At 37.9% G+C, this 25295-nt stretch carries 25 protein-coding genes and 3 tRNA genes; 16 read left to right on the top strand and 12 right to left on the bottom strand.

Going from position 1 to position 25295, the window contains the following annotated elements; translation table 11 throughout:
- Positions 1–108: 108 nt before the first annotated feature.
- Positions 109–540 carry a hypothetical protein gene (locus AC0JIQ_RS05015; protein WP_474202820.1) on the bottom strand — a complete coding sequence of 144 codons (432 nt, stop codon included), beginning with the start codon at positions 538–540 and terminating at the stop codon, positions 109–111.
- A gap of 235 nt (positions 541–775) precedes the next feature.
- Here AC0JIQ_RS05015 and AC0JIQ_RS05010 point away from each other — a divergent pair.
- From AC0JIQ_RS05010 to AC0JIQ_RS05000, 3 genes are all read left to right on the top strand, one after another.
- Positions 776–851: transfer RNA gene (locus AC0JIQ_RS05010), tRNA-Asn, on the top strand.
- Positions 852–1051: 200 nt separating this feature from the next.
- Positions 1052–1127 (top strand) — tRNA-Asn (locus AC0JIQ_RS05005).
- A gap of 58 nt (positions 1128–1185) precedes the next feature.
- Positions 1186–1626, top strand: a complete 441-nt coding sequence (locus AC0JIQ_RS05000) for a DUF2726 domain-containing protein (protein ID WP_005217459.1) — start codon at positions 1186–1188, stop codon at positions 1624–1626.
- 21 nt (positions 1627–1647) lie between these two features.
- On the opposite strand, the gene AC0JIQ_RS04995 is transcribed toward AC0JIQ_RS05000, so the two are convergent.
- From AC0JIQ_RS04995 to glnA, 5 genes are all read right to left on the bottom strand, one after another.
- The gene (locus AC0JIQ_RS04995; protein ID WP_087543867.1) at positions 1648–1854 is read right to left on the bottom strand and encodes a hypothetical protein; all 207 of its coding nucleotides are present in this window, start codon (positions 1852–1854) and stop codon (positions 1648–1650) included.
- 106 nt (positions 1855–1960) lie between these two features.
- On the bottom strand, positions 1961–3406 hold the full coding sequence (locus tag AC0JIQ_RS04990; RefSeq protein WP_474202819.1) for an alpha/beta hydrolase: 1446 nt from the start codon (positions 3404–3406) through the stop codon (positions 1961–1963).
- A gap of 105 nt (positions 3407–3511) precedes the next feature.
- Positions 3512–4393, bottom strand: coding sequence for a 4-hydroxybenzoate octaprenyltransferase (ubiA, locus tag AC0JIQ_RS04985; RefSeq protein ID WP_346509781.1), 882 nt, complete (start codon positions 4391–4393; stop codon positions 3512–3514).
- A gap of 15 nt (positions 4394–4408) precedes the next feature.
- On the bottom strand, positions 4409–4900 hold the full coding sequence (locus AC0JIQ_RS04980; protein ID WP_004663105.1) for a chorismate--pyruvate lyase family protein: 492 nt from the start codon (positions 4898–4900) through the stop codon (positions 4409–4411).
- 125 nt (positions 4901–5025) lie between these two features.
- Positions 5026–6441, bottom strand: a complete 1416-nt coding sequence (gene glnA, locus AC0JIQ_RS04975) for a type I glutamate--ammonia ligase (protein WP_171062418.1) — start codon at positions 6439–6441, stop codon at positions 5026–5028.
- A gap of 624 nt (positions 6442–7065) precedes the next feature.
- Between glnA and AC0JIQ_RS04970 the strand changes: the two genes are divergently transcribed.
- The 8 genes from AC0JIQ_RS04970 (at position 7066) to AC0JIQ_RS04935 (ending at position 13935) form a co-directional block, all read left to right on the top strand.
- Entirely contained in the window at positions 7066–7650 is a 585-nt protein-coding gene (locus AC0JIQ_RS04970; protein ID WP_474202818.1) for an anthranilate synthase component II, read from the top strand.
- Positions 7651–7998: 348 nt separating this feature from the next.
- Positions 7999–9357 (top strand): L-cystine transporter, encoded by a 1359-nt coding sequence (locus AC0JIQ_RS04965; protein WP_474202817.1) that lies wholly within the window; start codon positions 7999–8001, stop codon positions 9355–9357.
- A gap of 260 nt (positions 9358–9617) precedes the next feature.
- Positions 9618–10667, top strand: coding sequence for an anthranilate phosphoribosyltransferase (gene trpD / locus AC0JIQ_RS04960; protein ID WP_042862535.1), 1050 nt, complete (start codon positions 9618–9620; stop codon positions 10665–10667).
- 9 nt (positions 10668–10676) lie between these two features.
- Positions 10677–11483 (top strand): indole-3-glycerol phosphate synthase TrpC, encoded by an 807-nt coding sequence (gene trpC, locus AC0JIQ_RS04955; protein WP_474202816.1) that lies wholly within the window; start codon positions 10677–10679, stop codon positions 11481–11483.
- 120 nt (positions 11484–11603) lie between these two features.
- Positions 11604–12023 carry a hypothetical protein gene (locus AC0JIQ_RS04950; protein WP_004912345.1) on the top strand — a complete coding sequence of 140 codons (420 nt, stop codon included), beginning with the start codon at positions 11604–11606 and terminating at the stop codon, positions 12021–12023.
- 205 nt (positions 12024–12228) lie between these two features.
- Complete coding sequence (locus tag AC0JIQ_RS04945) at positions 12229–12918, top strand: Smr/MutS family protein (protein WP_474202815.1); 690 nt, start codon at positions 12229–12231, stop codon at positions 12916–12918.
- Positions 12919–13008: 90 nt separating this feature from the next.
- The gene (gene folE / locus AC0JIQ_RS04940) at positions 13009–13557 is read left to right on the top strand and encodes a GTP cyclohydrolase I FolE (protein WP_017397502.1); all 549 of its coding nucleotides are present in this window, start codon (positions 13009–13011) and stop codon (positions 13555–13557) included.
- Between the two features lie 15 nt (positions 13558–13572).
- The gene (locus AC0JIQ_RS04935) at positions 13573–13935 is read left to right on the top strand and encodes a cupin domain-containing protein (protein ID WP_474202814.1); all 363 of its coding nucleotides are present in this window, start codon (positions 13573–13575) and stop codon (positions 13933–13935) included.
- Between the two features lie 36 nt (positions 13936–13971).
- Here the strand turns inward: AC0JIQ_RS04935 and AC0JIQ_RS04930 are convergent, their stop codons facing one another.
- From AC0JIQ_RS04930 to hemE, 4 genes are all read right to left on the bottom strand, one after another.
- Complete coding sequence (locus AC0JIQ_RS04930; RefSeq protein WP_474202813.1) at positions 13972–15852, bottom strand: Lnb N-terminal periplasmic domain-containing protein; 1881 nt, start codon at positions 15850–15852, stop codon at positions 13972–13974.
- Positions 15853–15931: 79 nt separating this feature from the next.
- The gene (locus AC0JIQ_RS04925; RefSeq protein ID WP_004663119.1) at positions 15932–16402 is read right to left on the bottom strand and encodes a DUF3015 family protein; all 471 of its coding nucleotides are present in this window, start codon (positions 16400–16402) and stop codon (positions 15932–15934) included.
- A 186-nt stretch (positions 16403–16588) separates the two neighbouring features.
- Complete coding sequence (locus AC0JIQ_RS04920) at positions 16589–17383, bottom strand: DUF817 domain-containing protein (protein WP_087536271.1); 795 nt, start codon at positions 17381–17383, stop codon at positions 16589–16591.
- A 42-nt stretch (positions 17384–17425) separates the two neighbouring features.
- Positions 17426–18499 (bottom strand): uroporphyrinogen decarboxylase, encoded by a 1074-nt coding sequence (hemE, locus tag AC0JIQ_RS04915; protein ID WP_474202812.1) that lies wholly within the window; start codon positions 18497–18499, stop codon positions 17426–17428.
- Between the two features lie 199 nt (positions 18500–18698).
- Here hemE and AC0JIQ_RS04910 point away from each other — a divergent pair, with 199 nt between their 5' ends.
- Positions 18699–19901, top strand: coding sequence for a L,D-transpeptidase family protein (locus AC0JIQ_RS04910; protein WP_474202811.1), 1203 nt, complete (start codon positions 18699–18701; stop codon positions 19899–19901).
- A 54-nt stretch (positions 19902–19955) separates the two neighbouring features.
- Here the strand turns inward: AC0JIQ_RS04910 and AC0JIQ_RS04905 are convergent, their stop codons facing one another.
- Entirely contained in the window at positions 19956–21218 is a 1263-nt protein-coding gene (locus tag AC0JIQ_RS04905) for a GGDEF domain-containing protein (RefSeq protein ID WP_474202810.1), read from the bottom strand.
- A gap of 162 nt (positions 21219–21380) precedes the next feature.
- On the opposite strand from AC0JIQ_RS04905, the gene pyrC reads away from it, so the two are divergent.
- The 4 genes from pyrC to AC0JIQ_RS04885 all read left to right on the top strand — a co-directional run bounded on the left by pyrC (position 21381) and on the right by AC0JIQ_RS04885 (position 24007).
- Complete coding sequence (gene pyrC / locus AC0JIQ_RS04900; RefSeq protein ID WP_034602647.1) at positions 21381–22415, top strand: dihydroorotase; 1035 nt, start codon at positions 21381–21383, stop codon at positions 22413–22415.
- Complete coding sequence (gene rnt / locus AC0JIQ_RS04895) at positions 22400–23065, top strand: ribonuclease T (RefSeq protein WP_241281675.1); 666 nt, start codon at positions 22400–22402, stop codon at positions 23063–23065. The genes pyrC and rnt overlap by 16 nt, the downstream gene beginning before the upstream one ends.
- A 19-nt stretch (positions 23066–23084) precedes the next feature.
- A tRNA-Glu gene (locus tag AC0JIQ_RS04890) sits at positions 23085–23160 on the top strand.
- 163 nt (positions 23161–23323) lie between these two features.
- Positions 23324–24007 carry a glutathione S-transferase gene (locus tag AC0JIQ_RS04885; RefSeq protein ID WP_474202809.1) on the top strand — a complete coding sequence of 228 codons (684 nt, stop codon included), beginning with the start codon at positions 23324–23326 and terminating at the stop codon, positions 24005–24007.
- A 5-nt stretch (positions 24008–24012) separates the two neighbouring features.
- On the opposite strand, the gene AC0JIQ_RS04880 is transcribed toward AC0JIQ_RS04885, so the two are convergent.
- Complete coding sequence (locus AC0JIQ_RS04880; protein WP_269228376.1) at positions 24013–25257, bottom strand: NADH:flavin oxidoreductase/NADH oxidase family protein; 1245 nt, start codon at positions 25255–25257, stop codon at positions 24013–24015.
- Positions 25258–25295 lie beyond the last annotated feature (38 nt).

The raw sequence follows: 25295 nt of genomic DNA, 5'->3' as shown, positions 1-25295 counted from the left end.
AGCTTGATTTAGATTGATACAAAAATAAGGGCGATAATATTAAAAAATTATACAGTGACATATATACGCCCCTTAATTTTATGCTGTAGATTTGTGTTTACTATGACTTCATGCAATCGCTTTATTTTCATGAAAGTTTTTTGGTCGTGAGCATAAGTGACTAAAAACAGCATATTGCCAAATACTCTTCACTTGCACAGCTACAATTTTATTTTCTGCAACTGACCAAGCCAGTGCAGTATTTGCACCCAAAATAAGCTCACCACCGAGCTGAAATAAGTACAAAGGTAAATGCTCATTCACCGTTAATACATTTTTCTGCGTCAATAAATTTTTTGCATTTTGGATTTTCCATTTATCACCAAACCAAAGTTGCAATAAATCGCCTAGAAATAAAGCTTGTTGCTTAAATGGAAATGTATTCAAAAAGCAGTTTTCAACTGATGTGTAATACTGCTGAGGATCTTCAATGATTTCAAGATAATGATCTTGATAAAAAGATAAATTTGAAAAAATAGATTGAATGCTAAGAATAGTCATTTTGACCTCCGATTTAGCCATTTTAGTGCTGGCAAGTTGGGTTAAATCCACACGGTCTAGATAAAAATCTAAACACTTTTCTGTTTCGAATCTAACAACAGCCTGATCAAAGTTCAAGTTATTTTTCCGATTTCGCCCTAATTGTGCAAATAAAAAGCATACAGTGAAAAAATGAAAGAAACATGACACTTTTAGCTTGACCGATTTTAAAAGCTGCCTATAATGGCATTCAGATTCTCCCATAGCTCAGTCGGTAGAGCGACGGACTGTTAATCCGCAGGTCCCTGGTTCGAGCCCAGGTGGGAGAGCCAAATTCAAAGAAGCCTATATCCAATATGATATAGGCTTTTTTATTGATCGAAATTCATCCTAGCTCCTACTAAAAACAAAGTATCCTATCCATTAAATTTATAAAAATGCTGATAAAAAGTACAATCAAATCAATATTTAATTTTTTTATTATTCAGCTCTTGACCACACCTCTATTCATGCATAGAATGCCTATCCAGATTCTCCCATAGCTCAGTCGGTAGAGCGACGGACTGTTAATCCGCAGGTCCCTGGTTCGAGCCCAGGTGGGAGAGCCAAGATTCTAAAAACCCACTCTTATTGAGTGGGTTTTTTATTCATGTATTGATAATAAATATGTTTGCATCTAATCAGATTATCTTCTTGCTTATTGGCTTGATTAGCACAGTATTACTTTTAATTAGTTGCCTACGTTCTTTTCTACCCCAGCAGAAGTTTTTTGCTCGCCCTGTCATTACCACATTTGAATCAAAGATGTTCACGAGGCTACAACAGGCATTTCCTAACAATCACATCCTTACACAAGTCGCTTTCAGTGCTTTAATTACCAGCGACCATTATAAAATTCGTAGTCAATTCAATCGCAAAGTGACTGATTTCGTGATCTTAGACCAAGAAATGAATGTATTGGCAATCATCGAACTTGATGATCCAAGTCATATTGGAAAAGAATTAGAAGACAAAAAACGCGATCAAATGCTTCTAGAGGCAGGGTACAAAGTGCATCGCTACACTCAAATTCCATCTGTAAAACAATTACAGATGGACATTCGATAAATCAAATTTCTTAATTAAGGATTATTCAGACTGAATTGCTGATTCAGCATTTTTCTGCTTTTCAAATTTCTTTGCAATTTCTGCATGTTGTTGATCATATTTTTTCTTGGTTTCTGCATCACTTTTTGCAGCTAGGAAAGCCATTCCTACAATAAAGATCGGGATGAGTAACCCCAAACCCATTAATAACCAAGGTACTGACTTCTTTTCAGTAGATTGTTGACTCATAAATGATCCAGATTTCAATAACACAACTCATCTTAATGTAACAATATAACAAAAAAGAGCCTCTATGAAGAGACTCTTTTTTGAAAGCTATGATCTAAATAAAAGCTTAAAACTTACCTGTACACTGAGCGTTTTGACTCGCATCTTTTTGAGCATCAGTCAGCACAATACCCGTACCTGCTGACATATATTTTTGAATAAACTCCACTGCTTTTGCATTTCTACAAATGATCGCCTGCGTATGCGTTGCATTCGGTACGATATCTAATAAATAATTTTCATCATAAGCTGCTTGTGGGAAGAATTTTAAAGCATTGTCTTTCATATTCTTAACTAACAGTTGCGTAACTGCTGGCAATACCGCTTGATCTTTTTCTCCCTGAATAAGTAAGACAGGTGTCTTAATTACTTTTTCTTTAGTCGCATTGGTTGCAGGCTGAGTCGCCGCTAAGAAATTTTGCACCACAACATCTTCTTTAAATTTAGTTAGATCAATACCAAACTGTGTGATTTGATGTGTAGGGTCTGCTAAGAAAGCTAAAATTCCCGCTTTAAATTTCTCCTGTAATCCATTAGCACTATCTGGGGCTGGATAACTCAAGCATGCACCATCATCGCCCGTACGACCATATGCTAATTCAGCGATATCAGCAGCACCTGACGTAAAAATTTGTTTAAAATCATAGTTTGGCTGCTGTGCCTTGATTCCTGCACTAGCCAAAGCCGCATACGCCAATAATTCAGCATAACCATCGGCAATTTCATCAATTTTTGCCTGACCTTGAGCTGGCGTGAGTATATTATTCGCTATTGCATAACGTACTTGTTGCAAGGCTTCATCCAACTTACTTAAAGACTTAGGTCTCCCATTGGCATCAAGATTAAACTGTGGGTCAATATAAATCTGAATAATCGTACCCAAGCTTGATGCAGGAGCACCTGCTACAGCCCCTTTATAACTTATATCTGAATTCGCAAATTCAGCAGTGCCCAGTGATGCATGTCCGCCTTGTGATTGACCAATTGACATCCAATCACCTTTCAACTGATTTCCATAATGGTCTTTTACAGCCTTCACTGCAGCCAATGCGGATTTAGCTTCACTACTTAAATTAAGGTATGGATGAACACCTGCAGTACCCAACCCTTCATAATCAGGTGCAATTACCACATATCCAGCTGCTAATAAGGTATCAGCAAGAATTTTAAAGCGAGGATTAATCGCATTTTTACTAGGTGCACAACCATCACCCACCCCAACAGTTCCATGTTCCCATACGACTACACGATAACCATCTGCAGGTTTAGCAACTTTAGGGAACAATACCATCGCTGTTGCAGTTGCCGTTCGACCCTGAACATTTGCCATGTTATACGTCATTACTTTAATCGAAGCAGCATTATTAACCGTATCAATCGCATAATTGCTTTCATACAAATAGGTTTTACTCGAATCTACTCCAGTGTAATCATCATTATTATCATTACATGCAGTTAAAAATAATGCTGAAATAGAGAATGTCATTGCTAAAGCAATTTTTGACCGTTTCATAAAATATCCTTTTGTCTTTGTTTTTTGAGCATGAAACTACATGCTGCTTTATTAATGCACAAAAAAAATGCCCTGTATAGGACACTTTTCAACTAATAAGTCATTTTAAAACATTAATTCTAAAAAGATTCCCAGAAAAATTATCATTCCTACCCAACGATTGTGACGGAATGCCCAGAAACAAATCTGTGGTTCTCGATCTTTAGTTTTATATGCCTGATAAACAAAATCCCATGCAACAACAAGTAATGCAATCATTCCAAATGGTATAAAAAGATGCTCCAGATACAAAGCCGAACCAATTAATAACAAGCTAATCAACTGTAATAAACCAATTATCGGTATATCGTAATTACCAAATAAAATTGCGGTAGATTTCACACCAATTTTCAAATCATATTCACGATCAGTAATTGCATATTGTGTATCATAAGCGACTGTCCAAGCCAAATTACCGAAATATAAAAGCCAACAGGTTAAATCTGGCGTTTGCCCAACCGCAGTGTATGCCATCGGAATTGACCATGAAAAAGCAGCACCTAAAAACACTTGTGGTAAATTGGTAAAGCGCTTCATAAAAGGATAAATAAACGCTAAAAATAATGCACCAAATGACCAATAAAAGGTTTCGATCGGCAGGAAAAATAGCAACATAGCACTTGCAGTAACTAAAGCTAAAAATACAAAAACAGCCTCGCGAGCACGAATTATACCTGTAGCTAAAGGGCGTGTTTTTGTACGTTCAACATGCGCATCAACTTTACGGTCAGCAAAATCATTGATCGCACAGCCTGCTGCACGCATAAAAATAACACCCAAAATCATAAGCAATAATATCTTAAGATCTGGTGTCCCTTTTGCAGCAATCCACAAAGCCCACATAGTCGGCCAAAAAACCAACTCAGTACCAATTGGCTTATCAAAGCGGCATAAATAATAATAGGCTTCTAAACGTTGTCGCCAAGTCGTATGTTGCACTGTTTCCATGATGAATCCTTAGAGTCAATGCTGTTGAATAAACTGCTCAAATGCTGGGAGAAAAGTCTCTTGCACGATAAATTTACAACCATGCCAAGTATAACAACTTTGTCTAGTCCAACCTTCTTCTAGATAAATAACCCTTCTTTCACAAGCTGGATTAGTTCGTTGAAATAAAAACCAACCGATTGGCTTATTACGGATATGCCGAAATAATCGAGCTTTCTTGTGTAAGCTTAAAATTGGAAAAATACTTTTTGCTTTCACCCAAGCCTGCGCCTGATTACCATATAGATTCGTTTCACGTACCCATGCAATATGGTGTGCTGGCATTTGCATCCATTGGCTATCGTTAAAAGTGAGTCGTTGAAACTGTTCATTGAGTCGCTCGACATGAAATGCCCCCTCCCCCAAATCAGTCAATTGCTGAGTGAGAGAACCAGATGCATACAACCATTTTTTTAATTCAGCTGGGATCTCTCGCCCCTTAATTCTGTTTGGTCGTAAATTTCGCATGCTTGGCTCACTAAAAACATCGCAACTAGTTTACATGAATTTCTTTGGAAAAAGCGTATGACTTTCAATTGAATCAAAAACATAAAAAAAGCTCGCCGAAGCGAGCTTTTTCAGAATCTAATGTATTACAGGCTGTAGTACATATCAAATTCAACTGGGTGAGTAGTCGTATTAAGACGACGTACATCTTCAGTTTTAAGTTCGATATATGCATCAAGCATTTCTTTAGTGAATACACCACCTTTTAATAAGAACTCGTGATCCGCTTCAAGTGCAGCAATTGCCATTTCTAAGTTATGAGCAACTGTTGGGATTTTTGCTTCTTCTTCAGGAGGAAGGTCATACAAGTTCTTATCAGCAGCTTCACCTGGATGGATCTTGTTCTGGATGCCATCAAGACCAGCCATTAACAATGCAGCAAAACCTAAGTATGGGTTCATTAATGGATCTGGGAAACGTGCTTCGATACGCTTGCCTTTAGGGCTAGAAACGTAAGGAATACGGATAGAAGCAGAACGGTTACGTGCTGAGTAAGCAAGCATAATCGGAGCTTCGTAGTGTGGAACTAAACGCTTATAAGAGTTTGTACCTGGGTTCGTGATTGCATTCAATGCACGAGCGTGCTTGATGATACCACCAATGAAGAACAATGCCATTTCAGATAAACCAGCATATTCATCACCAGCAAACAAGTTCTTGCCATCTTTAGAGATAGACATATGAACGTGCATACCAGAACCGTTATCACCTACCATTGGCTTAGGCATAAATGTCGCTGTTTTGCCATATTGATGAGCAACGTTCCAAACTGCATATTTGAACTGCTGAACTTCGTCCGCTTTACGAACCATAGTGTTGAAGCTCACACCAATTTCTAATTGGCAAGAAGCAACTTCGTGGTGATGTACTTCTACACGACCAGGGCCCATGATGTCTTCGATACGTGCACACATTTCAGCACGCATGTCTTGATGAGAGTCAACTGGAGGAACTGGGAAATAACCACCTTTAACACGTGGACGATGACCAGAGTTACCAGCTTCATAGTCTTTACCAGTAGACCATGCAGCTTCTTCAGCGATCAATGTGTGGCGTGCGCCAGACATATCGATGTCCCATTTAACTTCGTCAAAAACGAAGAATTCTGGTTCTGGACCAAAGAATGCAGTATCACCGATACCAGTAGATTTTAAATATTCTTCAGCACGACGAGCAATCGAACGTGGGTCACGCTCGTAACCTTGACCAGTAGATGGCTCGATTACGTCACAAGTTACAACAACTGTTGGCTCAGCAAAGAACGGGTCAAGAAAACCTGTTTCAGCATCTGGACGTAAGATCATGTCAGAAGCTTCAATGCCTTTCCAACCAGCGATTGAAGAACCATCAAACATTTTACCGTCTTCAAATGTATCTTCATCAATTGTGTCAGCTGGGTAAGTTACGTGTTGCTCTTTACCCTTAGTATCAGTAAAGCGAAAATCGACCCATTTTGCGCCACTTTCTTTGATGAGTTGAAGGACCTTGTTCGCCATGCTCATTTGCTCCAATGAAATTTTTATGCACTTGTTAAGTGCGTGTTAGTTGTTGATATATAATTAGCAATTATCATACCAACAATTTTAAAGCATACCTAAAACATTGAAATTCTTTGCAGAAAAAATGCTTTAAGCTCCATGTCCTATGTCCACTATAATGTTTGCTTTCACAAATGCACCATATTTAAACATTCCGATCTCAGCTCGTCCCCAAAATAGACATAACGAACCAAAGTGGTGCAAAACATATAACAGAGAACTAATGTAGTGCAATTTACACTATCATGAGTTAGCATAAATTCGCTTTTTATATCATTCTTTTGAACTTCATTCCAATCAATTCATTTAGACTTTTGGTTCACTTTGTATATTTTTATTCAAACCTTTAAATTTATGAAGTTTATTCTGATTTTTAAACACGATTTCTATCATAATTAATCAAAACCAACTAAACATCGGGTAATTGAAATATTCAACATTGATCATTTGTTTTTGTTATGATTATTCTTCTCTATTTTCAACATATTCCTTTAAGCTTCAATAAATCCTAAAGAAATATAACTTTAGAATAGAGTAATCACATTAACAGTTCAATAAAGCAATTATTTTTCAAAAGGTTATAAAGTCATGCTTCTAATGATCGACAACTATGACTCATTTACTTACAACATCGTCCAGTATTTTGGCGAGTTGAATCAGGAAGTAAAAGTCGTTCGTAATGATCAAGTGACATTAGAGGACATTGAACGATGGCAGCCAAAATACTTGGTTATAGGCCCAGGCCCTTGCTCACCAAGTGAAGCAGGAATTTCTATTCCTGCAATTAACCATTTTGCGGGTAAAATTCCTTTATTGGGTGTCTGTCTTGGACATCAAGCGATTGGACAGGCATTTGGTGGCAAGATTATCCGCGCTAAAACGGTTATGCATGGTCGTTTATCTGATATGCATCACAGTGACAAAGGAATTTTTAGTCACTTACCTTCCCCGTTTGCTGCTACACGTTACCACTCATTGGTAATTGAGCAAGAAACGTTGCCAGAATGTCTAGAGGTGACGTGCTGGACGAACCAAACAGATGGCACAATTGAAGAAATTATGGGCGTGAAACATAAAACACTTCCTATTGAAGGTGTTCAGTTCCATCCCGAATCTATTTTGAGCGAACATGGTCATCAAATTTTTAAAAACTTTTTAGATATTTACGCTTAATTACTAAGTTTTATTTAAAAACAGCTTATTTGTATTAATAAGCTGTTTTTATTTTGAACATATAAAATCACTATATAATTCATACACACTGATTAATTTTTCAGCATTAAAATCAAAACTTAAAGATTTAATTCAAAGCAAATCATTCTTTTTAAAAAATTAAAATATTTTTCATGTATTTCAGAAGAAGGAATTCACCCTAATTTTTCCAGTTCTGGAATTCCTTTTTAATTTTTTAGATTAAGTATAGTCATAGGAATGATTAAGCTTCATGGGTGCTGAATGATAGAATCTGAATCATTATTTTCTAGAGATCTCCCCCTGAAATATCAATCAGGATAGCCTATTGTGAATATCATAGTTTTATTGAATATTATTGTTTTTCTCTTGCTGATCGCAGGATTGTTTTTTAGCTACCGACAAGATTGGAGTCTTTCTAAAAAAGTACTGATCGGTATGATCGTAGGTATTGTTTATGGTTTAGGCCTTAAAGCGATTTACAGCGACAGTGCAATTATTGAACAATCTGTTGCATGGTTCAATCTTATCGGTAATGGTTATGTTCAACTTTTACAAATGGTGATCATGCCACTTATTTTTATCTCCATTTTAAGTGCGGTTGTCAAACTCCATCAAACCACCTCATTAGGTAAAATCAGCGTATTTGTTATTGGTATTTTACTGGTTACCACAGCGATTGCGGCTTTTGTCGGAATTAGCATTACTAACTTATTTGGTTTAACTGCCGAGGGCTTAGTCCAAGGCACTAAAGAAACTGCGCGCCTTGCTGCAATTCAAAGCGATTACATTGGTCAAGTCACGAACCTAGATATACCTAAATTACTTCTCTCTTTATTACCACAAAACCCTTTTGCTGATTTAACAGGTATACGACCAACATCGATCATTAGTGTCGTGATCTTCTCAGCTTTTTTAGGCGTTGCAGCATTAAAACTGATGGATAAAGACCCTATCAATGGTGAGAGAATTCGACATGGCATCGAAGCATTACAAGCCTTGATTATTGGCTTAGTGCGTTTAGTGATGCAATTTACGCCTTATGGTGTATTAGCACTCATGGCGAAAATGGTCGCAACTGCAAACCTTGCTGACATTGTTAAACTAGGTGAGTTTCTAGTAGCTTCTTATCTCGGTCTTGCCGTTATGTTTATTGTACATGGGCTAATTTTGTTATTCGTTCGTGTCAACCCAATTGAGTTTTTCAAAAAAGTTTTTCCTGTACTTACTTTTGCATTTACAAGCCGCTCAAGTGCAGCAAGCATTCCTCTCAATATTGAAACGCAACATAAACAATTGGGTGTTCCAGAAGGCATCGCCAGTTTTTCAGCATCATTTGGAGCAACAATAGGTCAAAATGGTTGTGCTGGTTTATACCCAGCTATGCTTGCGGTTATGGTAGCACCTACAGTAGGAATTAATCCTCTTGATCCTTTATGGATAGCGCAACTGGTGACAATTGTTACACTGAGTTCAATTGGTGTCGCAGGTGTTGGTGGCGGTGCAACTTTTGCTGCTTTAATTGTATTACCAGCAATGGGATTACCAGTTACTTTAGTGGCTTTGCTAATTTCGATTGAACCGTTGATTGATATGGGCCGTACGGCTTTAAATGTAAATGGCTCCATGACTGCTGGTGTGGCAACAAGTCAAATACTTGGGCTTAGAAACAACATCGATCACGATTGATCAAATATTGTTTCAATCAAAGCCAATCATTCGATTCGATGATTGGCTTTTTATTTTATACAGATCATGATTAGAAAAGAATAAAAAAACACTCTGCCTAGCTATTTAAATTAAAATCTAAGCACAAACATAAAACTGGGGCTATTTTCTGCTAACATAGCCGATTAGCAAGTGAGCCATTTCTCACAAAACCAAGCCCTTCTTCTTTATTAACCAACTTCACTTAAGAATTTTAATCATTAATGCTGTAACTCATGACTATGAATATCCAACAGGCTCTTAATCACATTACCAAAAACATTCATCTTACCCAGCCACAAATGGAAGATGTCATGCGTAGCATTATGCAGGGCGAAGCAACTGATGCACAAATCGGTGCACTGATGATGGGCTTGCGCATGAAAGGTGAAAGTATTGATGAAATCACTGCCGCCGCACGCATTATGCGTGAGTTTGCAATTAAAATTGATGTGAGTGATATTCCTCATTTGGTCGATATTGTCGGCACAGGTGGAGATGGTCAGAATTTATTTAACGTATCTACAGCTTCAAGTTTCGTTATTGCTGCTGCTGGTGCAACGATTGCCAAACATGGTAACCGTGGTGTGTCGAGTAAGTCAGGTTCATCCGATGTACTAGAACAAATGGGAATTCAGCTTGATCTAGATATGCAACAAACCGAACGCTGCATCCGTGAAATGGGTGTAGGTTTCCTATTTGCACCAAATCATCATAAAGCCATGCGTTATGCAGTTGCACCTCGTCGTGAGTTAGGTATTCGTAGTATTTTCAATCTACTTGGCCCATTAACGAATCCTGCTGGTGTGAATCGTTTTGTGATCGGGGTATTTTCAGATGAGTTATGCCGCCCTATCGCTGAAGTATTAAAGCAGTTGGGTGCAGTGCATGTACTAGTTGTACACTCTAAAGATGGTTTAGATGAGATCAGTCTTGCAGCACCAACCACAGTTGCTGAACTGAAAGATGGCGAAATTACTGAATGGACTTTGACACCAGATGATGTAGGCATTCCATCTCAAACCCTCACTGGTTTAGTGGTGAATAGTTCAGAAGAAAGCTTAAAGCTAATCAAAGATGCTTTAAGCCGAGATAAATCAGATATTGGTGAAAAAGCAGCAAACATGATTGCACTCAATGCTGGTGCAGGTATTTATGTTGCTGGTATCACCAAGACTTACAAGCAAGCAGTTGAGTTCGCTCAAGACATTCTTTATGGCGGACAAGCCTTAGAAAAAATGAGTATCTTGGCTGAATTTACCAAGACATTGAAACAATCTCAAGCAGACTAAGGACTTCTCATGATCGATATTCAAAATACCATTTTAGGTAAAATTGTTGACCGCAAACATGAGGAGCTTGCAACACGTTTAAAACAACGTAGTTTGCATGATGTAGAACAGTGGGCAAAAGAAGCAACACCTGTTCGTGGTTTTGCCAATGCGCTACAACACAAACATCCAGCCGTTATTGCTGAAATTAAAAAAGCTTCTCCATCTAAAGGCGTGATTCGTGCAGATTTCAATCCTGCGGAGATTGCACAGCAATATGAACAAGCTGGCGCTGCTTGCTTGTCTGTATTGACAGATGTGGATTTCTTCCAAGGTGCGGATGAAAATATTGCGATTGCACGTAATCACGGTGCCCTACCTGCGTTGCGCAAAGATTTCTTGGTTGATCCTTATAATGTTGTTGAAGCACGTGCGCTGCATGCCGATTGTATTTTATTGATTGTGGCATGTTTATCAGATCAACAGCTTGAAGAAATGTCAAAAACTGCATTCGAGCATCAGTTGGATGTGTTGGTCGAAGTGCATGATGAATATGAATTAGAACGTGCTCTAAAACTTTCTGAGCAATGTATCTTGGGTGTGAATAACCGTAATCTTAAAACCTTTGATGTTGATTTAAATACTTCATTACGTTTAAAGAAATTATTGCCTGCTTCTCGTGTTTTAGTAACAGAAAGTGGTATTGCAACTCCTGCTGATGTAGAAATGATGCAAGCCAATGATATTCATGCTTTCCTTGTGGGTGAAAGCTTTATGAAACAGCCACGTCCAGATCAAGCATTTAATGCATTGTTTGGGCGGCCTGAGCAGATCTAAGCAAATCAGGTTCAAGGTAAAATTCTGCCTTGAACCTTTAAAATGTTGCTAGAACTAGATATAGACTCTAAATAAAGAATAAAAATTAGAGTTTAAAAGATTAAAAATTGATGAAACGAAATGAGTAATTTTTTATTAATCCTGGGGCTGATCTTTTTAGTTGGCTTTCCTATTTATAGTCATCTATTTTTCTACGAAAAAATTCAGAGTTTTAAAGATCCAAGAGTCGCTTATTTCTTTACTTTAATTCCTGGGCTTATTCTTATTGGCATTGCCATGTATTTATCTCCTGCAAGGACCTATATTAAAACTGAAGAGTGTGGCATCGTAAAACAATATAAAATGTTCCCGAAGAAACGAAATCAAATCGAGCGGCTAGCGATTGTCATGGACCAATCTGGCTATATTCGTTATTTTGACTTTGATAACACTTTGCCGCGTGTTCAAGTAAATGAGCATATATGCTTTGAACTTTATGATCGCTTTAAGAATAAAGGCTTAAACCAGTCACGCATTATCAAAATCATTACTCCTTCTTAAGTAATAAACGCCATTAAACACTTAGTTTTTTAATACAAAGATCACAGTAGAAGTAAAAATTAAATTAACTTCGCCCCTACACATTCAACTCTGTCTAATGATTTAAATTGCATTCCTTTTCCCCATGAATGCAATTCAGTTCAAATCATCACAGTTTCGGACTATAATTTTGTATCTCTGGTATCTTGCCTATTTTTCTAAACTTATGAGTAAACACGATTCATCGCTTTCTAAAGATCAGTTTAATTTACTGAAAGCCTTTAAAAAGCAAATTTCCAATCCGCAAGCGAGTGCTATTGCCAAACAAGCAGAGTCAAAAAAGACTCAAGCTGTTGCTGAAGTGTTGGAAGATACTGAGCTTTTTAAAAAAGCCCTACTAGGGGTAAAACCTATCGACAATCAAAATATTGCCGATACTAAAATCACACGTCGCAAAAAAGTTGATGCCCAAACTTTAGCAAAACGCGCAGCTGCCGAAGGTAGTGCAGAGCAAGAGCTTACAGAAATTTCGGATACTCAAGCGATCTTAAATCCAGTGGCAAGCCAAGCGACTTTAAGCTATCGCATTGCAACCTTGCAGCACAAAGTATTTGAAGATTTAAAAGCAGGTAAAACTCGTTGGTTTGAAGCAGTCGATTTACATGGCTGTACCGTTGAACAAGCCCGAGCAGCCGTTCTACAAATCATTCAAATGGCAAAAGATGAAAATCAAAATGTCATCAAAATTGTTCACGGTAAAGGACCTGAAGCCATTTTAAAAACCTATGTCAATGGCTGGCTTAGACAACATCGTGATGTACTTGCATTTGTCAGCGCACCTGAAAATCAAGGGGGTACTGGTGCTGTTTTAGTGCTCTTAAAACGTGCAGAAAAGAACCCAAAGCATAAACAATAATCGGCATTTGGTTCAAAATTAAGTTTTTGAGTCGTTTTCTGATACAATTCCCGTTTTGTTCAACCCACCTAAGTGAACATTGTTATGTCTATGCAGCAATCGTACGCAAATATTTTAACTGCCGTTGGTGAAGATCTAAATCGCCCAGGCTTAAAAGATACGCCTATGCGTGCGGCTAAAGCTTTTTCTTTTTTAACTTCTGGTTATAGCAAAACCCTTGAAGAAGTTACAAATAGTGCGGTTTTCCCATCCGATAACCATGAAATGGTATTGGTAAAAAACATCGAGTTTTATTCGCTTTGTGAACATCACCTTCTCCCATTCTATGGTCGTGTTCACATTGCTTATTTACCTGAAGGTCAAGTTTTAGGTTTATCTAAATTTGCACGTATTACAGAAATGTTTGCGCGTCGTTTGCAAATTCAAGAAAACTTAACACAACAAATTGCAGAAGCTGTTGCGGAAGTGACACAAGCACGTGGTGTGGCTGTAGTAATCGATTCTGCTCATATGTGTATGATGATGCGTGGTGTTGGCAAGCAAGAGTCAACGACACGTACGGTTTCTTTTGTTGGTGATTTTAAAACTGACAAAGATGCACGCCGTGAGTTCTTAAGTGCTGTTCCTGAAAGCTATTAAGCTGAGCAATCTAGAATGTCATCAGTTCAGTTAGCAGGTTTCGGCGATTTAATCGCCAATGAAGCAACTATTGATTACCCTCGTCCCGATCGTCTGGTGCGAGGTAAGCCTGAACGTCTCACCTATAGCTTATATGGACATCCAAATATGGACTGTGGCATCTGGCAGTGTGAAGTCGGTGCATGGAATATTCAATTCGCTGAAAATAAACAAGAGTTCTTTCATGTGATTGAAGGAGTTGTCCGTATCCATGATGCAAAAACTCATTCTTTTATTGAAGTGACTGCTGGAAATGCAGGGATTATCCCACCCGCATTTATCGGTACATTTGAAGTCGTTGAAGCAGTTAAAAAATACTATGTCATCGTTGAAGTCTAGATACTGGAAATTAGCCTGATCCTAGTGATATCTTATCTAAAAAAACAGAACATAGCCTAAACCTACTTTATTCCAGTCTTTATGATCTTGTTGTTCAAAATCCCAATTTAGACGCAGAGCATGATTTGTATTCACACTATATTGTATCTGTGTACCGACTCTTAAATTCCACTGGTTCTGATCTTGCCAATAAGGTAACTCGATCTGTACCACGCTGTTAATATGATCAGACCATACGTTCATACAACCTACAGTCGGCCCAGCTCCAACGCGCCAACCTTTATCTAAATCTTTCCCACCTTGAATATGACTTTGTAATTGGGCATAACACAAATGCCGACGATCATAATCTGCCACGCTATAACCGACTTGCATATTCAGATTCATCACACCATGTTGCGCATCTTCACTAAATTGCCCCTTCTCAATCGCTTCTTGTTTCCAACCTAGATTAAATCCCCAAGTTAATGGCGATTTAAAAGGTTGAACTGGATTATAAGAATTCACTGACAATAGATCTAAATGTTCGAGCTTGAGCTTGTCATCACGATATTGCAGACTACCATCTAAAAACAGTAATTGTGTGCCTGTGCGATAACCTCCTTGTGGATCAATCAAATCGTGATAAGCCTGACGATGACCCAGCTCAACAAACTTTTTTCCTTGCACCTCACCCACATTCACTGACAAATTACGTGCATGATGCCCTTCTACAGGCTGCATTTTTGGACGTAAGGGTTCTTGGCGTTGCTTTTCAACTTCAATTTGACTTCTTTCAGCAAGAAGCTGCCTTAATTTTGGCTGAGCAATATTGGCATCAACTTGGCGGCTGATATATTGTAGATATAAATCATCGTAAGCCATTTCTAAAATCTTGGCCTGATCTTGCTGACTATATATTTTTAGCGTGGATTGAACTTGATCAGTTTCAATAAAAGCAATTTGATGGGCAACTTTAGCCAAATCTGTACCATGTTGTTTGGCTTGCGAAAGTAGTTGAGTTTCCAATGCAGGACGATAGACCACTTCTTTAACTAAAGCTTGCTGATCAACAGCCTTTAAGGTTTCGATTGGAATTGCAGCGTAACTAAACTGCTGTTTTAGGTTTAAATCGGGACGTACTAAATCAATTAGACCTAATAAACGATAAGCACAATTATCACTGACGAAATAATAGGGAAAACTCACATGCTGCATTTCCCAAATATGTTCAACCAAAAAACGAGTTTCTTCAGGTGTTAAATTGAGCTCATATTCCCATAGATCACGACTTTCAAAATCACCATACTCTTTTACTTTACGATAATACGGCATTAGTGAATATTCACCGGGATACTGTCCTGTTAAGCCTTTCCATGCATAAGACCAGTTATCATCACCTTTCACTGTGGCAGCATAGTTCACTGCATAGGACACTAGATTGAGTTGCTTCTGATCTTTAGGGTCTAGGCGTAGCAAAGTATGCCCAAACATCGAACTCGGATTGCCCATAAAGTCAGTGGCATAAATCAACGTGGCTTTATGCGGCTTGATTTGATTGATCCAATCGTTAAATTCAACGCAATTTACTTTTGGAAGTTGTCGTACATCAATATTGAGTTGCTGCATCAACCAACGGCTACGTGCAGGAAACTTACAACGGATGGATTGGTTATCTGGGGCTTCACGAAACAAGGCTTTAATATCTGCTTGTAATTCGCTATTTAAATTTTTTTTTCCATCTTTGGCATAAAAATAACCAGCATAAGTAACTTCACTATTTTGTTTTTGATCAGCATACATCAAACGTTGCCATGTGGTTTGCTGATCTAATTGTTTTTGTTGAGCAAGGTCTAAATACTTTTGTAAATCAGATTCAACCGAGGCATATGTAAAATGACATATCAAAGACGTAAATACAAAAGTAGCTAATTTCATTCAATCGCAATTTTTTAAAATAATCAGAATAGGTATAAGAAAACCCTGCCATCAAGACAGGGTTTTATCGTGCAACAAATTAAACGTATGCTTTAAGCACAGCATCTTTTGCCATCACACTTTGTAAAGCATCTAAAACTTGAAGTGAGTTTGTATTTTTGCTTGAATAAATTTCAGCAAAGTTTGCTTTAGACACAGCAAAGAAGCGTGCTTTGTCGTTGGCTTTAATTTGCATTAATTCAGCAAGTACATTTAAACTTTCGCCTTGACCAACTGCCATATCACGCGCTAAAGACTCTGCATTTTCATTGGTAAATGTCACAACTTGAGCCGTTACCGTACCACCTTGGCGGCATCCTAAAGTACCGAACGTAATACCTAATAATTGGTTCGTAAAAATCCCATTGGTTGTTGCTGCAAGGATTTTAGGTGCAATACCTTTTTGACCTGCCCAAATTTGTGTACCAGCACCGCAACCAACATCATTATCAGCCATCGCAACACTTGAGCCAGCTGCTAGCAAAGCTGCTAATGCAATTTTTTTTAACATAAGAAATGTCTCCAGTCTCAATTATTTTTAACTATTTGTTATCACTATTGTGCTGTGTAATTGTTCTTACACAAGGATTAACATAACTAGGTTAAACTTTTTTAGCAAATAAATTTTGAAATATATATGAAATATTCATAACAAAAAGGAGCTCAATAAAAGCTCCATTTGCACGACTATAATCTTTTAGCGCAATCGCCAAGATCCATTTTTATCTCGCACACCTAATATTTTTAAAACTAAGACTAAACTTAAAAGTAATAATAAATACCAAGAACCTAACTTGCCCCAACCCACCATATGCCAAGCATCAACTTGACTTGGATATAACCAGATTTTATAAAATGTACTAATGTTTTCTGCAATCCAGATCAAGAAGGCAAGCACCAATAGTACAGGTAACATCGGAACTTTAAACTGATGCTGTTGTAATTGAAAATAAAGTTTGGTCTTCCAAAAAATAATAATACTCCAAACAAATAAAACCATTCGATAGTCAGGAATAAAAAACTTGGTCATAAAATTAAGGTAAGACAATACTGCTAAACACAGCATATTGCCAAAATTCGGCAAATTCTCGAATGAAACATTATAGAGTCGCAAAGAACGAGCAAAAAAACTACCCACTGCTGAATACATAAACCCAGCAAACAATGGCACAGTCAGTAATTTAAATATGGCTGGTTGAGGATATTGCCATGAGGCAATCGCTGGATGGGTCAAAAATATTTCCATTCCCATCGCCATGATGTGGAATAAAGCAATCACTTTCGCTTCTGCCCATGACTCGAGCTTTAAATAAATCAGACAGGCTTGAATAATCAGTGCATAAAACAACAAATAATCATAACGAAAAAAGCCCCAATATTCATGACTTGCCATCGGTGCGGTGACTGCAAATGCAATCAAAAGCAACAACCCAAATAAGGCAGCCGAAGCTGCCTTAAAGATAAAGTTGAGCGGTAATACAATCAACTGCACAAAACTGATCCTAGCGCGTTTACTTTGAAATGATTAAAAATATCAACCTAAATATTTAGTACTGTATTCATGAACAGTATCTACAAAAATCTTAGGCTGTGCTGGATCGACCCATTGGGTAATACCATGACCTAAGTTTGCGATATACCCTGTTTTTTCACCATTGGCATACGCATCATCCAACATCGATTTCACAGATTTTTCAATTGAAGCAGCTGAACCATAAAGCACAGCAGGATCTAAATTCCCTTGTAAAGCAGCACGCCCTGCAACCACATCACGTGCAGTATAAAGCGGTGTAGTCCAATCTAGGCCAAACGCATCCGCACCTGTGGTCAGCATCGTCTCCAACCACTGACCGCCACCTTTCGTGAAGACAATAATCGGAATACGTCGACCATCTTTTTCACGTTGTAATCCTGCAATAATCTTGGTCATATAGTTCAGTGAGAATTCAATATATTCCCTATGCGCTAGCGCACCACCCCAGCTATCAAAAATTTGAATCGCTTGAGCGCCTGCATCAATTTGAGCATTCAGATAATCAATCACTGAATCAGCAAGATGATCAAGTAAAGCATGTAATACTTCTGGCTGTGCGTACATCATATTTTTTGTGAAACGAAATTCTTTGCTTGAACCACCTTCAATCATATAAGTCGCTAGTGTCCAAGGACTACCAGAAAAACCAATTAAAGGGACTTGCCCATTTAAAGCAGATCGAATCGTTGAAACTGCATTCATGACATAAGCTAGATCTGATTTAGAATTTAGTTTAGGTAAATTCGCCACATCTTGTTCAGTGCGCACTGTTTTATGAAACTTTGGCCCTTCACCTGTTTCAAAATACAAACCTAGACCTAAAGCATCAGGTATAGTCAAAATATCAGAAAATAAAATCGCAGCATCAAGCTCATAGCGGCGTAACGGTTGTAATGTTACTTCGCAGGCAAATTCAGTATTTTTACATAGAGATAAGAAATCGCCTGCCTGAGCACGAGTTTCACGATATTCTGGTAAATAACGCCCTGCTTGACGCATCATCCAAACGGGTGTGGTGTCTACAGGTTCACGTAATAAAGCTCGTAAAAAACGATCATTTTTCAACGTTGTCATTACCAATCTCTAAATTTTTTCATGTTGAATGCATCATAACAAAGTTAACCTCGAATTTATAATTGAAAACCCATACAACAAATCAGACTTCAACTATTTTTTTACTTGGACACAAAACTGCTACTGCAAGCTGTGCTATTTTCTGTAATACTTGCAATATCTTATATCTCAATATGAATAATTCTTAAGGTTGAATTACATGTTTGTTCGCTCATTACTCGCTATGAGTTTAAGTTGTATTTTTGCTAATGTTGCTTTTGCTGCCCCAACAACTGAGCAACCATTAAATCCAAAAAAAATCTCAGCTCCAGTTCAAGATCCTATTGACCCATTATCTATTGAACGTTCTGCTGCATCGAGCGTAGTTGCTCAACCAGCCTCAGGAGTAACAGCCCAAGCAGCTTCTGACCCACAAGTTGATACTGGAGCAGCTTCTGCGGTATCTCAAAAATTAGAAAATGCACCTGATACCACGACTACAACAGCACCAGCTGTCAAAGTTTCATGGACTTTAGACAGTTTGAATACAGCTGACTGGTATGAAAATATTGGTAAAGGTCAATTTCCTGTATATGCACGTGCGCATGTGATGTTGAACAATGCTCACGCCTCACCAGGTGCAATTGATGGCTCAAATGGTAAAAATACACTAAAAGCAATTGCTTCATTTCAACAAATGAATGGCCTTACACCAACAGGTCAACTTACTAAAGAAACTTGGGATGCTTTAGTCGCTCAACAAACTAAACCAACTTATGTTGAATACACGATCACGGATGCAGATTTAAAAGGTCCTTACGCAGACTCAATCCCTTCTGACTATGCATTACAAGCAAAAATGAAAGGTTTGTACTACACGCGTGTAACAGAGATGTTGGGCGAAAAGTTTCATATGGATGAAGGTTTCCTCAAAAAATTAAATCCAACTGCAACCTTTAAGAAAGCAGGTGAAAAAATCATTGTTGCGAATGTTCGCAATGATTTGCCAGAAGATATTCATTTAATTGTGGCACATAAAGGTGCTCGTCAACTTTATTTATTCAATAGTCGTAATCAAATGATCGCGTCATTTCCTGCGACAATTGGCAGTTCTGATACACCATCTCCAACGGGTACGTATAAGGTTGTAGGGGTAACTAAAAATCCATACTACAGTTATTCACCTTCAAATTTCGTTCAAGGCAATAACTTAAAACCTTTAATGCTACCACCAGGTCCAAATGCACCTGTAGGTAATATTTGGATCGGTTTAAGCAAACGATCTTTTGGGATTCATGGAACGCCAAATCCATCTTTGATCTCTAAGACTGCATCACATGGTTGTATTCGCTTAACCAACTGGGATGCAAATGACCTTGGTGGAAAAGTACGCTCTGGTGTTACCGTTAAATTCCTCGAATAATTTAGATTGTTCAATAAAAAAACCGGATACTTGTGGTATTCGGTTTTTTATTCTTTATTCAACACTGGGAAGTGGTTGATAATAAATCTGATTACGTCCAAGTTGTTTCGCTCTATATAGCGCTTTATCCGCAGTATGAATCACCGAATCTTGACTAATTTTAGGGTTTCCATTAAACACCGTAATACCCAAACTAATGGTCACATGATTAGAAACTAGTGATTTTTCATGTGGAATCATCTGCCGATCAATCGCTCGATAGATATTGGTTGCTACAGCATATGCACCTTGAGCAGATGTTTCTGGTAAAAGCACCACAAATTCCTCGCCCCCATAACGTGCAATGAAATCCATGTGCCGAATTGAGCTTTTAATCGTTTTCGCAATCGCGGAAATGACTTGATCTCCCATCTGATGACCATAAAAATCGTTATAGTTTTTAAAATAATCAATATCTATAAATAATACTGACATTGCCTTACTTTCTTTACATGCGAGTTCATAGTAATAACTAAACATTTCTTCAAATGTACGTCTATTCGAAACTTTTGTTAACTCGTCATGTTGGCTTAAATGTAAAAGTTCAGATGCTTGTAAGCGTAGAATTTTCTCATCAATTTCAGATATTTTAGTTTTTAGAAATAATTTTCTGTCCTTAGAGGTGAGCATTACACTAATCGAAAAACCCAACAATAAACTTCCTATAAACGTACGCCCTAGCATTAAAAAATCACAGGGTACTTTGAGAAAGTATAACGATAATAAGATCACAATTGCTGCTGAAGAACCTATCCATAACATATGTTTGGGTTTAATCCCACTCAAAATAAAACCCAGCATATATAAGAATGCAATCAACACCATCGACTGGCTTTGTAGCACCAGATTAGAAATACTCATCATTAACAATGAGGGGATGACAATCGTACAAAATACAATCACACAGGTTGCAGGATAAAATAATAGGTTAAGCCGTCTAAAACGAGAAAATGTCCAAAATAAAAATAGTGCTGCACCAACAACAACCAAGCTTAAAATGCTATATACAAAATCTAAAAAGAAATGGGTGCTTTTTCGAATGACCAACAAATTCGATGGCAAAATCAAAAGTACAAAAATCGTATACGTAATTACCCCTTGACCAAAGAACTGAATCGCATTGATTCTAGTTCGATCAATATTAAATTGCCAAAACTCATTTTCGAGTTGGGTAGGCAAATTTTTTTGTGTTTTCTTGATTCTAGAATGTGTAATGACTAACTGTTCTAGATCTTCTTTTTCTTTACGTAACTGCTTAATATCATATTGATTTTCCATCCCTCTCACTCTTCTTATAATGCTGTATTCTTATCCAGCATAAAAATAACACAATTTCTCATATTTTCATGCGCTTTGCGTAACCACTTATCCATAATTGTAGTTACCATTTTCGCACTATATGCATTATTATTTATATTATTTTTAAGCCTGAAGTATACCTTGAATACGATTACACTTTTACAGCCAGATGATTGGCACGCTCACTTGCGTGATGGATTAGCTTTAAAACGTACTGTTCCAGATCTTGCGAAACAATTTGCACGCGCGATCTGTATGCCGAACTTAGTTCCACCAGTCAAAACTGTAGAAGAAGCTTTGGCATATCGAGATCGTATTCTCGCTCATGTTCCAGAAGGACTACATTTTGATCCGCGTATGGTTCTTTATTTTACCGATTTCACTTCCCCTCAAGAAGTTCTTAAAATCAAAGAATCTGAATATGTAAATGCGATCAAACTCTACCCCGCTGGCGCAACGACAAATTCGGATAATGGCGTTAGCGATATTCGTAAAGTCTATGCCGTGATTGAACAACTTGAAGAACACCAAGTCCCGTTGTTGTTACACGGCGAAGTTACTCACAATCATGTCGATATTTTTGATCGTGAAAAACGCTTCCTTGACGAAATTTTATCGCCATTATTGAAGCAGTTCCCAAAATTAAAAGTTGTGTTAGAACATATTACGACGAGTGACGCTGCAAATTTTGTACTTGAACAAGATCGTAATGTTGCCGCAACGATTACACCACAACACTTGCTCTTCAACCGTAATGACATGTTGGTCGGTGGTGTGAAACCTCACTTCTATTGTTTGCCAATTTTAAAGCGTCAAACGCACCAAACCACATTATTAGAAGTTGCAACTAGTGGTAATCCAAAATTCTTCTTAGGTACTGACAGTGCACCACATGCCCAGAATGCCAAAGAGAATGCATGTGGATGTGCGGGTTGCTATAGTGCGCCAAATGCAATTGAACTTTATGCACAGGCCTTTGATCAAGTGGGTAAGTTAGAACGCTTAGAAGGTTTCGCAAGTATGTTCGGTGCTGACTTCTATGGTTTACCACGTAATACTTCAACAATCACTTTGGTGAAAGAAGAAAATACGGTTGCTGAATCTTTTGATTATCTAGAAGATCAAAAAATCATTCCACTTCATGCAGGTAAAACACTGCAATGGAGAAAAGTGTGACACAAGAAGAAAACAAAGCTCCTGTGATTGGTCAGCGTTTTCGTGGATTCTTACCTGTTGTTGTTGATGTTGAAACAGCAGGTTTTAATTCTCAGACTGATGCATTACTTGAAATTGCTTGTATCCCGATTGTCTATGATGAGCAAGGTCAGTTCATACCTGGCCCATCATTCCATGCACACATCAATCCTTTTGAAGGTGCAAACTTAGATCGTCGCTCATTAGACTTCATTGGAATTGACCCTTTTAATCCGATGCGTGTTGCGATGGCTGAAGATGAGCGGACAGCTTTACGTCGTATTTTCAAATCACTCACGGAAGTCCGCAAAGCACAGCATTGTACCCATGCAGTATTGGTAGGACATAATGCTCACTTTGACTTAGGCTTTTTACAAGCTGCAATTGCTCGATCTGGTACAAAAAATCAGAATCCTTTTCACAGCTTTTCGGTATTTGATACCGTAACTTTGAGTGCTGTCATGTTTGGTCAAACAGTACTAGCACGGGCTTGTATTCAAGCTGGCATCGAGTTTGATGGCAAAGAGGCTCATTCTGCATTGTACGATACTCAAAAGACAGCTGAACTGTTTTGCTATATTTTGAACAAACTGTCTCCTCATCTTCTTGACAGTTTAGTGACAGAGCCCTAATATACACCCACCTCGAGAAGTCCCTATCGTCTAGAGGCCTAGGACATCGCCCTTTCACGGCGGTAACCGGGGTTCGAATCCCCGTAGGGACGCCAAATTCAAAAAAGCCACTGCATCTTTAAGACAGTGGCTTTTTTATTGGCTCTTTATAAATAGAGCTGCTACAAAATAATTATTTTGAAAAATCTATTTTATTATCCTTAGCATATTTTCTACCCTATACTGAAAACAGATCAAAACCATAAATTTAAACTTAATATGCAAATCCGTTTATTCCACTTACAAAATTCACGTTCTCAACGCATCGTTTGGTTTTTAGAAGAATTAGGACTTCCCTACGAATTAGTCATCAACCACCATTCAGACTTAGATGAAAAGAAAAATTCACCGCATCAATTATCGAAATTTCCTGCCGTTGAAATAATAAATCAAGAGCAAATTTTTATCTTAGCCGAAACTTCAGCGATTATTGATTACTTGTCTTATCTATATCCTCAATTAGGGCAAACTAAATTATTAGGATCACAACTTCAAAGTTTTTATTATTGGAAAAATTATTGTGAAGCCACATTTATTCCAGACCTACTGCTCAAACAAATTTTTCATCAAATTGTACAACGTACACCATTTCCTGTTCGCTTCGTTTCAAAATTTTTAAAATATGGATTTGATCAAGGCTATTTAAATCCATCGTTACAGCAACAAATGACCATCATTGATAAACATTTAAAAGATCACTTATGGTTTGCTGGGGATCAATTTACGGTTGCAGATATTTTGATGTGGTTTCCATTATTGGCTTGCGCACAAAACAACCATCAATTTAAACATATACAGCGTTATTTAGCCCAAATAGAAAACAGACCTGCCTTTAAAAAATCTTTAATCAAAGGACAATGGTCTGCTTCTATGTTTCAATCTTATTGGACGATTGCGTGGTAATTCAATTATGCAGATTTACGCGAATTCACTCGACCTTTAACAACAGCCTTGATATTGCCTTTTGCATAATTTAAAAACACAATTAAAGGTGACAATTTAGGATTTGGTTTTTTACCCTGCCCAATCGCTTTAAATTGTGCCGCATACCAAATAATTTCCATGATTGCCATTTTATCGACAAAAGGAATCCCTGTTTTAATTTGGTTCACTGCATAACGTACATCATTGCCCGCAATTAAGCGATCAGTAAGATCAGTTTCAACTGCAAGTGGTCGAGCAATACCAATAAAATCACATGCACCACTTTGAAGTGCTGCATTCATTCCTGCTACTGTACGGAAACCACCCGTTACCATCAATTTGCATGCCACATGCTGACGAATTTTTTCAGCAAATTCTAAGAAATAAGCTTCTCGTGCAATGGTACTGGCTTTACGCGATTCAGCTTTAGCACCCGCCATTGCAGGTGCTTCATACGTACCACCTGAGATTTCGATAATATCAATACCAGCTTCATCAATGGTTTTAAATACAGTAATGACATCTTCTTCTGTGATTCCACCGCGTTGGAAATCAGCTGAATTAAGTTTCACAGAAATGATAAAGTTTTCTGATGTTGCAGCACGGACAGCCTTATAGATCTCAACCAAGAAACGCATACGATTCTCAATCGAACCACCCCATTGATCGGTACGTTTATTGGTTAATGGAGATAGAAACTGGCTAATCAAATAACCATGTGCACCATGGAGCTGCACACCTTCAAATCCTGCTTTTTCACACACTGCTGCGGCTGTTGCAAAACGTTGAATAATATCTAAGATTTCTTCATGTTTAAGTTCTCGGGGAGTTCCAAACATTGCTGCAAGCATTGGACTAAAAGGAACTGCCGATGGCGCAACAGTTTCTTTATTCAAACCTTTTGGACATTGGCGACCAGGGTGAGACAATTGAATCAATTGCACCATGCCATATTTTTTACCAACATCAGCCCATTGCTTTAATTTTGCTAAGTCACGTTCAGTTTCAATCGCAACCACACCAGGCTCATTTTTGGCAGCAATATTGACCATGACATTGCCTGTAATCGCACAACCTAAACCACCTTTTGCCCAAGCCTCATACAAGCCTATGTGCAATTCATTTGGCTGCCCTTCGTGATTAGCAAGTGCTTCACTCATTGCCCCTTTTATAATACGGTTTTTAAATGTGGTATTACGAATTTGAATACTGTCTGCAATCTGACTCATGGTCATCCTCTGTCTTCATTAGAGTATTTACTCTAATT

It is taken from the genome of Acinetobacter sp. FB, assembly GCF_056033405.1.
Note: the sequence above shows the minus strand (reverse complement) of the source record. Positions and strands in the feature narration are given on the sequence as shown.